This window comes from Mesorhizobium sp. M0816 (assembly GCF_040320005.1).
Classification (GTDB): Bacteria; Pseudomonadota; Alphaproteobacteria; order Rhizobiales; family Rhizobiaceae; genus Mesorhizobium.
On record NZ_JAMYOT010000010.1, the window covers coordinates 1 to 12,382 of the forward strand.

The window sequence follows — 12,382 nt, forward strand, 5'->3', positions numbered from 1 at the left end:
GCGGATGGCCGTTGATGATGGCGTCGAGGGTTTCGGCGAGGTAGGCGACCGGGTTGACGTCGTTGAGCCTGCAGGTGGCCACGATGGAGGCGAGCAGCGCCCAATTTTCGGCCCCGACTTCGTGACCTGCAAACAGGGCATTTTTTTCTGGTCAGGCATACTGGCCTGATCGCGTTTTCAACCGGGTTGGTGTCGAGTTCCAGGCGGCCATCGTCCAGGAAGCGGGTCAGGCCTTGCCAGTGGCCGAGCCCATGCCGGATGTCTTCGGCCAGGCCAGAGCCGGAGGAGATCATCGATAGCTGCTTTTCGAACCATGGTTTCAGGGCAGCGATGATGGGCGCGGAATGCTCCCGTCGGGCGGCAAGCCGGGCTTGAGGTGATGCGAGCATCCGCGCGTGATCCGCACCCATTACCCCTACGCCGATAATTCCAACGCGTATACTCAAGTTGACCTCCGTATTATTCCAATGCGTTCAGTCAAGCCAGCCGGTTGTCCGGGCTTTTCCGGCCTCGTGCGAGTCGGCGGCCGCCTGGATGAATTTCACCCAGCGCAGCCCGTCGAGCACGTTCGGAAACAAGATCGTGACTGCCTCCGCATGAACGGTTGCACCGTACAACGCGGTACGCGATGCCGTTTCGTGAGACGCTTCTCGCAATGAATCCTGGCCGGCTCCGCGGGCGAAAGCGCGTCAGAGAAGCAGCCGCTGGTCAGTTGTAGGCAAGATGCGGATCATATCCGCAGTAGGATGAACCTGCCGTGCCGGCGTGTCTATCTTCTGAGGCTGACCGGTGCTGGCGGCGCGCTCAATGGCAAGCAGGGCGCGCACGTCGGCAAATCCTTCTCCACCGTCGGCTTCAGGCGGTTGTGCATTCAGGATGCAGTCGGAGAAATACGCGGTCTGTCCGGCGAAATGGTCTGTCTGCGGGAACGCCTTTTCGGTTCTGATGTCGCCATGCCGAAGCTTCATTTGCACGGCAGTCTCGAAACGGAAGCCAGGGTCGGCCGTTACGCTCCCCTTCGTTCCGGCCACGTGGTAAAAATCCGAATTGTCCGCGCCGAAGCTGGCAATGAACTGCGCAAGCCGGCCCTCGGGGAAGCGCAACGTCACGGCAATGCTTTCCTCTACCTCCCCGACTGAGGCGCTGCCGAAACTCCTTACCGCGACTGCCTCGATCGGCTCAGTGGCAAAGATATGGCGCGCGGCATTCAGGCAGTAGACGCCGATGTCCTGCAAGGGACCGCCCCAATAGGCGGCCTTGAGGCGGTGATTGTCGGACGACGCTACGAAGGAGAAGACCGCGGCAAAGATGCGGGGATCGCCGATCTCACCGCTGCGGATGCGCTCCAGGACCTCGACAGTGCCGGGCTCGTTGTGCAGCCGATACGCCGTCATCAGGTACGCTCCGCTCTCATTGGCGGCGGCGATCATCGCCTCGCATTCCGCCTCGGTCGTGGCCAGCGGCTTCTCAACGAGCGCGTGCTTGCCGGCTCTCAGGGCTCGGATCGCATAGTCGGCATGCATGGAGTTCGGCAATGCCACGTAAACTGCATCGGCGACGTCCGATGCGAGCATCTGGTCGTACTGCTCATAGCTGAAGACGTGTTCCACGCCGTAGAATTCGGCGAGCTTGGCGGCGTTTTTGGCCGAGCCGCTGACGATCGCCGTGATTGTCGAGTTTCCGGTCTGGGACACACCGGGCATAAAGGCTTCCTGTGTGATCCAGCCCGCGCCCACCACGGCATATCGTATCTTTCTCAATTGCTCCTCCCGAATGGGATCACTCCCGGCACTCGTCTAAAAATGGTCACGCCGTGGCCAGCGGAGCGTCTCTGAGGCCTGACGGCAGCGGTCGATTTGAGCCAGTCGCTCGATGGGTCTGTTGTCGCCTCTCAGGGGCAAAGGCGGGCAAGAGTCATCCCTCGCCCGCCGCAGAGTTGCGCCCCCCGCCTACTTTCCGATGCAGGTGTCGGCGGTTTCGGGGGTGCAGACGTCGAGACCGGTGTAGGTCGGGTCGGCCGGCGCGGGCTTGCCGTCCTTGATGTCCTTCAGCGCCAGCATGGTCTTGTAGCCCATTTCGAACGGCCGCTGTCCGACCTGGCCGAGCGACAGGCCTTCCTTCATCTGGTCCATCTGCACCGGCAGCGTGTCGGCGACGACCAGAGCCAGCTCCTTCTTGGCGATCTTATCCTTGTACGGCTCGACCGCAGCGCGATTCGCATCCGGTATGAATTGCGGAAAGCCGCCTGTCGGCACGAAGGCGTCGAGGTTTGGCGTCTTCGCCATGAAGTCCTGGAACTGCTGAACCGACAGAGGGAAGTCGTCGTTGGTATAGAGAGGGCAGCCCGGTGCTTCCGTCCAGCCGTTCTGGCCGGTCAGGGCATCACCTGGCGAGGCGGCCGACTCCTTGCCGGCCAGCGTATCGCGTATACCCTTCATGCGCTCATTGTGGTTGGCCGCGGCAGCTCCGCCCGACTGGATACAGATGGTGCCGCCTTTCGGCTTGATGGTCTGCACGATCTTGGCGAGGTTGACGCCAATTTCGTAATTGTGCGTGCCGATATAGGCGACACGCAGGTCCTTGTTCTCCGGTAGCACATCCGAGTCCCAGGTAAGCACGGGAATGCCCGCTTCCTTGGCGGCCTGAAGCGCGACGGCCATTGCCGCGGCGTTCGACGGGGCGACGGCGATGCCGTCGACCTTCTTGGCCACCAGGTCCTGCACGATCTGCACCTGCTCCTCGCCGCCGCCATGCTCGCCGGGGCCGATATACATGCATTCGATCGCGCCGCTGGATTCGGCTTCGGCCTTCTTGCAGCCGTCACGAGCCTGGTCGAAGAAAGGATTGTTCATGTTCTTCGGCACAAGGGCGAAGACGTATTTCTGCTGGGCATAGGCCTGCCCTGCCATCAGCGCGGAAAACGCCACGGCCGCCGTCAGAATGTATTTTTTCACCTGTTCCTCCACTTTGTTTTGACGTCCACTATCCCCGACGGCTTGCGGCCGCCGGATTCTATTTGCGCTTCCAGGTAAACATACCCTCCAGCGTCGCCCGCAGCGACTTGCCCGAGGTCTGCATGCCGAGAAGCACGGCAAGAATGATGAAGGCCCCGACAAAGGCGCCCTGCCAGTTCGAATCGATCCCGGCCATCAGCAGCGCGTTGCGGATGACCTCGAGGAAGGCCGAACCGATCACAGCGCCAAACGCGGTTCCGTAGCCGCCCATCAGGCTGGCCCCCCCGATGACGGTGCCGGCGATCACCCTCAACTCGTAGCCGGTTCCCATCGCGTTGATGGCCGAGCCGCTGTAGCCGAGCAGCAGCAGGGACGCGATCGATGCGGTAAATGCGCAGAAGACATAGGCCTGGAATTTGATCCAGTCGACGGGGACGCCGGTCATCCGCGAGGCGTTCTCGTTGCCGCCGATCGCGAAGAGGTGGCGCGCCCAGGCGGTGAAAATGAAGACGGAGCCGACGATGAGCGCGAGGATCACCATCACCCAGAACTGCGAGGACAGTTCCGGGATCCAATGAGGCACCCAGCCGTCAGGCGTGTGCCTCGGCCATTTGGCCTGGCCGATGGCCTTGACGATCGGCGCATCGGGTCCGAACTGGTAAAGCATCTGGTTGCCGGACAGCACGACCGCCAGCGAGCGCGCGATCGACAGCATGCCTAGCGTCACCACGAAGGACGGCATGCCGATATAGGCCACGAAGAAACCGTTGAAGGCTCCGCAGGCGATGCCTGCGAGCAGACCCGCGCCAAACGCCACATACCAAGGCTGGTGCCAAGTGAGCAGCAGGCCGGCGACGATCGCGACCAGCCCCATCACCGAGCCGACCGACAGATCGATGCCGCCGGTGATCAGCACCACCGTCATGCCCAGCCCCATGATGGCGATAGGTGCAAAATTGCGGGTGGTGTTGGTAACGTTGTCGACCGTGCCGAAGCTGGGCTCCAGCCACGTCATGAAGACCACCAACACGAAAAGCGCGATCGCGACCCAGAAGGCCTGGCTGGCGATCATCTTCTGGAAAACGCTCTGCTCTATTATGCCGACCACATCACCGATGGACGCATGGCCTTCCTTCAGCATGTCGCTCTGGCTATGCATCACGGATCGCTCCCGTAATTAGGCCGGTGATCTCCTCCGGCGATGTCTTCTCCGTCGCCTTGTCGGCCACTTTCGAGCCGCGTCTCAGCACGATGATGCGGTCGCAGACCGCGAACACATCGGGCATGCGGTGGCTGATCAGCATTACCGACACATTTTGCGATTTGAGCCGCCGGATCAGCTCCAGCACCTCGGCTACCTGGCGGACCGAAATCGCCGCGGTCGGCTCATCCATCAGCACGAGCTTGGAGTTGGATAGCCGGGTGCGGGCAATGGCGACCGCCTGCCGCTGGCCGCCTGACATTTTTTTGACCAGATCGCGCGGCCGCGTCTCCGACTTCAGCTCCGCGAACAGTTTTGCCGAGCGGTTGATCATCGCCTGCTTGTCGAGCACGCTGAGCGGCCAAAATCCCTTCTTCATCTCGCGGCCGAGAAAGACATTTTGGGCGGCCGTCAGATTGTCGGCCAAGGCCAGATCTTGATAGACGACCTCGATCCCTTCGCCCCGTGCCTCGATCGGCTTGTGGAAATGGCAGACCTTGCCGTCCACCGCGATTTCGCCGTCGGAGGGTGGGAAGTTCCCCGCAATCAGCTTCACCATGGTCGATTTCCCGGCACCGTTGTCGCCCATCAGGCCAACCACCTCGCCGGCAGCAACCGCGAAGCTAACATCTGACAAGGCGCGGATAGCACCAAAGCTTTTCGAGACGCTTCGTACGTCCAGCACAGACACATTCTCCTCCCTGTGCGACGTCGACTTGAGCACTCAGCCGACGTACCTCTCTCCGGCTGCAATCTATATTGCAAAATGTACAAACATGCAACGTTTATTTCAGACGCATGCGGGGCGGCGACCAACTCTCCCTCGCATCAGTCTGTTCGCAGCCACGTGCTCTCCCGGGCCGAGCCCTGAATTGCCTCCACGAGTTCCTGGATGCGTTGGCCGGCCCGGAAGCCGAAAGACTCGTCTCGCTTCCCGGCGATCGCATCGACGAACCGCGCAATCTCGATAGCCTTCAGATCGTTGAAGCCGAGCTGATGGCCTGGTGCGACGCAGAAGAGTCCATAGGGATCGTGATCCGGACCGGCCTCGATGCGCCGAAAGCCACGCCGGCCGCCGGGATCGGCCGTGCTGTAGAAATGCAGCTCGTTGAAGCGCTCCTGGCTGAAGACGAGCGCCCCCTTGGTGCCATAAACCTCGAAATCGTGCTGCATCTTGCGGCCGGTGGCGACCCAGCTCGCTTCGATGCTGCCGGATGCACCATTGGCAAAACGCAGAAATGCGCGACCGATGTCGTCGACCTCGATGGTCCGGCGCCCGCCTCGGCCATCCGGACGGCTCGCTATGACGGTGACGGAATCGCCGAGGACCCGTTCCACCGAGCCAAGCAGAAACTCCGCCGTGGCCAGAGCATGGCTGCCCAGATCCGCCAATGCGCCGCCGCCGACAGGATCGTGCCGGAAGGTAAATGGGCTTTCCGCATCCGCCATGTAGTCCTCGGCGTGAATGCCGCGATAGCTGCGGATCTCGCCCAACTCGCCCGCGCGGATCATCTGCCGCGCCAGCGCGAGCAGCGGGTTGCAGAGATAATTGAACCCGACCTGCGTCCTGACGCCGGCCGCTTCCGCCGCCTCGGCCATCCGTCGGGCATCCGCCGCAAGGGGCGCCAGCGGCTTCTCGCAATAGACGTGCTTGCCGGCGGCAATGGCGGCGAGCGCCATCTCCTTGTGGAAGCCGTTCGGCGCCGTGATATCGATCATATCGATCTCCGGGTCCTCGACCAGACGCCTCCAGTCCCCGCTCGCCCGCGCGAACCCCAAGGCCTGCGCCGCCTGCGCGGCGAGGTCCTCGGTTCTGTCCGCAACCGTGTGGAGCACCAGTTCGTAGGGAAGATCGAAGACACGTTGTGCGGCAGCAAAGCCGAACACATGGGTCTTGCCCATGAAGCCGGTGCCGATCAGGCCGATTCTGAGTTGAGGTTTTTCACCGGCCATTCAACTCGGCTCCGTTTACCACCAGCGCTGAGTCGATCCGCCCGGCGAAAAAATCGAGCACGTTCTGCACGGACGAGATTGCCATGCGCTCGCCGCACTCGGCGGTGAGCCCGGCAATGTGCGGCGTCAGAATCACCTGGTCGAAGCCGAAGAGCGGATGGTCCGCGGCGGGTGGTTCATCGTCGAAGACGTCGATACCGGCGGCTGCGATGCGCCCCGCTCGCAGCGCCGCAATCAGCGCCGCCTCGTCGACGATGCCGCCCCGCGCTGTGTTGATGAGAACAGCAGTCGGTTTTATCGCCGAGAGTTCCACGGGGCCGATCACCGGGCGCTCGGCCTTGGGTACGTTGACGGAGATCGCATCGGCCCAGGCGAGTCCCGTTTGCAAATCGCTCACCGGCGCGACCGGCCCCTCCGGCCAGCCTTGCCTCTCAAGGAATGGATCATAGGCACGCACGTCCATGCCGAATGCCGCCGCCATGTGCGCCAGGTGGCGGCCGATCCGGCCGAACCCGAGGATCAGAAGCCGCTTGCCCGAGAGTTCGCTTGGCTCCAGCCGGTTGCGCCAACCCCATTCGTTACCGCGCACCGAACGATCCGCTCGGATCAGCCGCTTGGTTGCCGCCAGCAACAGCATCATGGCGTGCTCGGCCACCGACACCGAGTTCACATCGCCGACGATCGCGAGAGCGATCCCGCGCCGATTGAGGGAGGATAGATCCACAGCGTCGTAGCCGACGCCATGGCGCGAGACGATCTTCAACCTCTCGGCGCGTGCGACGGTCGGAGCCGACAAGGGCTGGGTGCGAATGACGAGGCCATCGGCCTTGCCGATCAGAGGTGCGTAGCTTGGTTCGGAGACATCTTCGACATAGTCGTAGGTGACGCCGGGCGACGCATCGAGAAGTTCGATGCCGCTCGGATGAAGTTTTCCGGCGACCAGAACGTGCGGCATCAATAGCCTCCCTTGCCGGCTTCAAGAGAGGCGGGCTTCGCGCCGGTCAATTCGCGAAAGCGGGCAACACACGCCTGGGCCGCTGCTGCGAGCAGGCGGGAGTCGCCTGACACGGTGGTCATGTCGAAGCCCCATTGGATGGCGCGCGCGGCGTAGTCGGCCGTGCCGCAATGGAGCGCGGCGCGTTTGCCATGCCTCTTGCAGGCCGCGACTATGGTCCGCAGCGCCTCGATCATGTCAGGCTCCTCGCGGTCGAAAGCCGGTGCGAGACGTCCCTGGTGCAAGCTGAAGGTCAAGTCGGCGGGACCGACGTAGATGCCGTCAAGCCCGGGAGTCGCGGCGATCGCATCGAGATTGCGCATCGCCTCGGCGGTCTCGACCATGGCGAAGGCCAGGATTTCGTCATTGGCCTCGGCCGCATAATTGGCGCCCGCCGAAAAGTTGGCGCGTGTCGGCCCGAAACTGCGCTGGCCAGCCGGCGGATAGCGCAGGTAGCTGACGAACTCAGCCGCCTGCTCCGAGGTGTTGACCATGGGACAGATCACGCCATAAGCGCCGGCATCCAGCACCTTCATGATGATGCCCGGCTCCAGCCACGGCACGCGCGCCATGGGCACCACCCTGGATGCACGCATCGCCTGGAACATGGGAAGCAGCATCGAATAGTCGAGCGCGCCGTGCTGGACATCGATGCTCACGCTGTCATAGCCCTGCGCGGCCATGATCTCGGCGGTGAATGGACTGCCGATCGAAAGCCAGCCATTGATCGTGGGCCGCCCTTCGGCCCAGATCTGCTTGAGCTCGTTCTTGATCAAGGCGGCCTCCTCAGAACACGATCTGCGCAAGCTTGGTGTCGAGGTAGTCACCGATACCTTCGCTGCCGCCTTCGCGACCCATTCCGGAATATTTCGTGCCGCCGAACGGCGCTTCCGATGCGGCGAGAGCGAAGCTGTTGATGCCCACCATGCCTGCCTTCAGCTCGGCTACCGTGCGGCGCGCACGCTTCGGGCTCGACGTGAAGGCATAGGCCGACAATCCCATTGGCGAAGCATTCGCCCGCTCGAGCGCCTCCTCATCCGAGGAAAACCGGGTGATCGCCGCGATCGGCCCGAAATTCTCCTCGGCAAAGACCCTCATGTCGTCGGCAACATCGGTCAGGACCGTGGGCTCATGAAAATGGCCGGCATTGAACGCCGCAACCCGATGGCCACCCGCGACGAGCTTCGCACCGGCTTTCATAGCGTCGGACACGATGTCTTCGATCTCGGAAAGCCGGCCGGCATTGATGAGCGGGCCCATCTGCACGGATGGGTCGAGCCCGTCGCCCAGTTTCAACGCTTTGGCGCGTTGCACAAAGCCCTCGACGAAGGCGTCGTGCAGGCTTTCGTGGACGAAGAAACGATCCGGTGTGACGCAGACCTGGCCGGAATTGGCGTATTTGGTCGGCACGGAGACGTTGAGCGCGGCATCCAGATCGGCGTCGTCGAAGACGATCAGGGGCGCGTTGCCGCCAAGCTCCATAGACACCTTCTTCACCGTGTCGGCAGCATCGCGGATCATCTGCTGGCCGACGCGGGTCGAGCCGGTGAGGGACACCTTGCGCACCGCCGGCGAAGCCATGATCGGCGCATAGGTCGTGCTCGTGGGCCCAACGACCAGGCTGACGGTGCCGGCAGGAAGATTGCAGGCGCGGATGCAGTCGACCATCAGCATCGCCGTCCCGGGCGTCTGACTTGACGGCCGGACGATGGTCGAGCAGCCAGCGCCAAGCGCCGGCGCCACCTTGCGGGCGACCAGTGCCGCCGGAAAGTTCCAGGCGGTGAAGGCGGCTGCGATCCCGACAGGCTCGTGCAGAACTTCGAAACGACCGCCGGGCACGCGCGATTCGATGACGCGCCCATAGATCCGGCGGGCCTCCTCGGCGTACCAGCGGAACTGATCGACCGCCAGCCCCCATTCGCGCTCGGACTGGGCAATAGGTTTGCCGGTCTCGCTGGAGATCATCCGCGCGGCTTCGTCCTTGCGGCGGATCATCTCGTCCGCGATAGCATGCAGGGCGGACGCGCGCTCAAAACCACCCTTGGATTTCCATGCGGAAAACCCACGGGCGGCGCTAACCAGCGCCTCTTCCGTGTCCGCGCGGGTGGCGACCGGAGCCTCGCCCAGCGGCTTTTCCGTCACCGGGCTCGTCACCGGCGCCGTCCCGCCGTCGGATGCCTTGCGCCACTTCCCGTCGATGAACAGTCCGTAATTCGCGTACATGGCTTATCCGATCTCGCTGACCTTCACGAAGCGGCCTTCGACCGCCGATTTCATCGCCGCCTCAGCCAGGATCAGGGCGCGGCGCCCGTCCTCAAAACCGACCAGCGGCGGCTCGCCCTTCTCGACGCAGGTGACGAAGGCGTCGATCTCGGCATCGAACGCTTCGCGGTATCGCTCGATGAAGAAGTCGAGATAAGGCGCGGCGGCTTCGGTTTGCGCGACCGAGTAGCGGCGCAGTTCGTGAGGCTTCCTGTTGCCGCTGATCACCATGCCGGTGCTGCCCAGCAACTCGACGCGCTGGTCGTAGCCATAAGTGGAGGTTCGGGAGTTGTTGATGTGGCACTGCTTGCCGCTTTTGGTCCGCATCACGACCATGACGCTGTCGTAGTCGTTCAGCTCCGCCATCATGGCCGGGTCGATCAGCCGGCCACCGATGGCGAACACCTCCTCCGGCTCCTCTCCCAGCATGAAGCGGGCCAGGTCGAAATCGTGGATCGTCATGTCGCGAAAAAGCCCGCCCGCGACCTCGTAGTAGGAACGGGGCGGCATGCCCGGATCACGCGAGGTGATAATAACCTGGTGCAGGTCGCCGATCTCGCCGGATCGTACGGCGTTCCACGCCGCACGATGACCGGGGTCGAAACGTCGGTTGAAGCCGATCTGGACCGGCACGCCCTTGGACAAAATTGCTTCGGCGCAACGGTTCACCCTTTCCAGGCTAAGATCGATCGGCTTCTCGCAGAGCACGGGTTTGCCAGCGGCCACCGCCTTTTCGATGTAGTCGGCATGCGTGTCAGTCACCGTCGCGACAAGGACCGCATCTACATCTGCCGAGGCAAATACCTCGTCCGCGGATCCCGAAGCGCGAACGCCGTGCCGCGCCGCGACAGTCTCCGCGGACGATTCGTCGATGTCATAGACGGTGGCTAGTTCCGCACGAGGATGTGCGGCGATGTTTGCCGCATGCATCCTGCCAATCCGACCGCAGCCGAGCACAGCTATCCTGAGCAAGAAGTCCTCCCGGTTTGAATTTTTGCAATGATCGTTGCAAACATATTGATTTGTCAATGGGCATTCCGTATAGATTTGGAAAGACCGTCGTTAGGGAGGAGACAAAGATGACCAGGGCCACCGTCCGTCTGACCATGGCACAGGCGCTCGTGCGCTATCTGTGCAACCAGTTCACGGTCGTCGACGGCGAGAAAGTTCCGCTTTTTCCGGGAGTCTTCGCCATCTTCGGGCACGGCAACGTGACGTGCCTTTCTGAAGCACTCGAGGCGGTGAAGCACGTGCTGCCGACCTGGCGCGGCCAGAATGAGCAGTCGATGGCGCTTGCAGCGATCGGCTTTGCAAAGGCGAAGCGCCGGCGCCAGATCATGGTTGCGGCGACCTCGATCGGTCCGGGTGCGCTGAACATGGTGACGGCGGCGGGTGTCGCCCATTCGAACCGGCTGCCGGTGCTGATGCTCTCAGGCGACACCTTCGTCAGTCGCCGGCCCGATCCGGTCATGCAGCAGGTCGAGCACTTCGGCGACCCGACCATCAACGTCAATGACGCCTTTAAGGCGGTCACGCGCTACTGGGACCGCATCGTCCATCCCGAGCAGATCATCTCGTCGTTGCCGCAGGCGGTTGCGGTGCTGCTTGATCCGGCCGATTGCGGGCCTGCCTTCATCGCTTTGCCGCAGGATGTGCAGGAGATCGCCTGGGATTATCCCGAAGCCTTCTTCGAACAGACGGTGAATGAGGTGCCGCGCCCCCGGCCCGATCGCAGCCGGCTCGCCGAAGCGACGCGCCTCCTCAAAGGCGCAAAGCGGCCGCTGATCATCTCGGGTGGTGGCGTGCGTTATTCGGGTGCCGAGAAGGTTCTTGGCGATTTCGCCAAAAGGCATGGGATCCCGCTCGCGGAGACGATTGCCGGCAAAGGCACGGTTACGCACGACCACCCCGCGCATGTCGGACCGATCGGCATCGTCGGCTCAACCTCCGCCAACGCGCTGGCGGCGGAAGCCGACGTGATCATCGCCGTCGGCACACGGCTCATGGACTTCACCACCGGATCCTGGAGCGCCTTCTCGGCCGACGCAAAGTTCGTCTCGATCAATGCCGCACGCTGGGATGCCACCAAGCACCGGGCGCTCGCCGTCGTCGGCGACGCGCTGGAGACGGTGAGCGAACTCGAAGGTGCCCTCGGCGACTGGAAAGCGGAGAGGGCCTGGACAGACAAGGGTCGCATCGAGTTCGCCAAGTGGAACACGATGCTTGACGGCTTCCAGAAGCCGACCAACGAGCCGGTCCCGACCTATGCGCAGGTCGTAGGCGTGGTGAACGCCAAGGCGGGCGAGCGTGACCTGCTGATCACCGCGGCCGGCGGACTGCCCGGCGAGGTGATGAAGAACTGGCGGGTGAAGGAACCCAACACTTTCGACTGCGAGTTCGGCTTCTCCTGCATGGGTTATGAAATCTCTGCCGGCTGGGGCGCGGCCATGGCCGACCCTACCCGCACGCCGATCGTCATGATCGGCGACGGCACCTACATGATGATGAACTCCGACATCTATTCGTCGGTGCTCGCCGGCCACAAGATGATTCTCGTGGTATGCGACAATGGCGGCTATGCGGTGATCAATCGGCTGCAGAACGCCAAGGGCGGCGCCTCCTTCAATAACCTTATCAAGGACTGCCGGGTCAAGGAGCCGTTCTCGGTCGACTTCGCCAAGCACGCGGAAGCCATGGGCGCGCTGGCGCGGCGTGTCGAAAGCCTTGCCGATCTCGGCCAAGCGATCGAATGGGCGAAGACCACCGACCGAACCACCGTCATTGCCATCGTCTCCGACGCCTTCAGCTGGACGCCCGGGGATGCATGGTGGGACGTCGGCGTGCCCGAGATCAGCGGGCGCCAGCAGGTCCGCGACGCGCATGCCGCGCAAACCGAAGGTCGCAAGAAGCAGCGCGTGGGTGTCTGAACCGTTCGGGCGCGCGGGGGCGTCCCCTGCCGGAACGATGCAAAACTCCCTGAGCATTGTTCCGGCAGTTTTTTGTCGCTGCGCAGGCAGC

The 12,382-nt window shown here is 63.1% G+C and carries 10 protein-coding genes and 1 pseudogene; 1 reads left to right on the plus strand and 10 read right to left on the minus strand.

Going from position 1 to position 12,382, the window contains the following annotated elements:
- The 10 genes and pseudogenes from NKI17_RS17175 to iolG form a co-directional block, all read right to left on the minus strand.
- Positions 1 to 383, minus strand: a pseudogene (locus tag NKI17_RS17175) (IS66 family transposase); the annotation flags it as partial.
- Between the two features lie 306 nt (positions 384 to 689).
- Positions 690 to 1,739 carry a Gfo/Idh/MocA family protein gene (locus NKI17_RS17180; RefSeq protein ID WP_245274692.1) on the minus strand — a complete coding sequence of 350 codons (1,050 nt, stop codon included), beginning with the start codon at positions 1,737 to 1,739 and terminating at the stop codon, positions 690 to 692.
- Positions 1,740 to 1,949: 210 nt separating this feature from the next.
- Entirely contained in the window at positions 1,950 to 2,954 is a 1,005-nt protein-coding gene (locus NKI17_RS17185) for a substrate-binding domain-containing protein (RefSeq protein ID WP_023676588.1), read from the minus strand.
- A gap of 58 nt (positions 2,955 to 3,012) precedes the next feature.
- Positions 3,013 to 4,113 (minus strand): ABC transporter permease, encoded by a 1,101-nt coding sequence (locus NKI17_RS17190; RefSeq protein ID WP_156937342.1) that lies wholly within the window; start codon positions 4,111 to 4,113, stop codon positions 3,013 to 3,015.
- Positions 4,106 to 4,846: an ATP-binding cassette domain-containing protein gene (locus NKI17_RS17195; protein ID WP_352798294.1), complete on the minus strand. Its 741-nt coding sequence runs from the start codon at positions 4,844 to 4,846 to the stop codon at positions 4,106 to 4,108. Before NKI17_RS17195 ends, NKI17_RS17190 begins: the two co-directional genes overlap by 8 nt.
- Positions 4,847 to 4,983: 137 nt before the next feature.
- Positions 4,984 to 6,108 carry a Gfo/Idh/MocA family protein gene (locus tag NKI17_RS17200; RefSeq protein WP_352789087.1) on the minus strand — a complete coding sequence of 375 codons (1,125 nt, stop codon included), beginning with the start codon at positions 6,106 to 6,108 and terminating at the stop codon, positions 4,984 to 4,986.
- Positions 6,098 to 7,063 carry a hydroxyacid dehydrogenase gene (locus NKI17_RS17205; RefSeq protein ID WP_352579551.1) on the minus strand — a complete coding sequence of 322 codons (966 nt, stop codon included), beginning with the start codon at positions 7,061 to 7,063 and terminating at the stop codon, positions 6,098 to 6,100. The genes NKI17_RS17200 and NKI17_RS17205 overlap by 11 nt, the downstream gene beginning before the upstream one ends.
- Positions 7,063 to 7,878, minus strand: a complete 816-nt coding sequence (locus NKI17_RS17210; protein WP_352579550.1) for an HpcH/HpaI aldolase family protein — start codon at positions 7,876 to 7,878, stop codon at positions 7,063 to 7,065. The genes NKI17_RS17205 and NKI17_RS17210 overlap by 1 nt, the downstream gene beginning before the upstream one ends.
- Positions 7,879 to 7,888: 10 nt before the next feature.
- A complete protein-coding gene (locus tag NKI17_RS17215) occupies positions 7,889 to 9,325 on the minus strand; it encodes an NAD-dependent succinate-semialdehyde dehydrogenase (RefSeq protein ID WP_023676594.1) in 1,437 nt (478 codons plus the stop codon).
- Between the two features lie 3 nt (positions 9,326 to 9,328).
- On the minus strand, positions 9,329 to 10,336 hold the full coding sequence (gene iolG, locus NKI17_RS17220; RefSeq protein ID WP_352458352.1) for an inositol 2-dehydrogenase: 1,008 nt from the start codon (positions 10,334 to 10,336) through the stop codon (positions 9,329 to 9,331).
- Positions 10,337 to 10,443: 107 nt separating this feature from the next.
- Here iolG and iolD point away from each other — a divergent pair, with 107 nt between their 5' ends.
- On the plus strand, positions 10,444 to 12,291 hold the full coding sequence (gene iolD / locus NKI17_RS17225; protein WP_352541472.1) for a 3D-(3,5/4)-trihydroxycyclohexane-1,2-dione acylhydrolase (decyclizing): 1,848 nt from the start codon (positions 10,444 to 10,446) through the stop codon (positions 12,289 to 12,291).
- The last annotated feature ends 91 nt before the right edge of the window (positions 12,292 to 12,382 follow it).

Excerpts from the sequence above, each read along its gene's own strand:
- NKI17_RS17190 (WP_156937342.1), bottom strand. The coding sequence starts at position 4,113 with ATGCATAGCCAGAGCGACATGCTGAAGGAAGGCCATGCGTCCATCGGT.
- NKI17_RS17200 (WP_352789087.1), bottom strand. The coding sequence starts at position 6,108 with ATGGCCGGTGAAAAACCTCAACTCAGAATCGGCCTGATCGGCACCGGC.
- NKI17_RS17205 (WP_352579551.1), bottom strand. The coding sequence starts at position 7,063 with ATGCCGCACGTTCTGGTCGCCGGAAAACTTCATCCGAGCGGCATCGAA.
- NKI17_RS17215 (WP_023676594.1), bottom strand. The coding sequence starts at position 9,325 with ATGTACGCGAATTACGGACTGTTCATCGACGGGAAGTGGCGCAAGGCA.
- iolD (WP_352541472.1), top strand. The coding sequence starts at position 10,444 with ATGACCAGGGCCACCGTCCGTCTGACCATGGCACAGGCGCTCGTGCGC.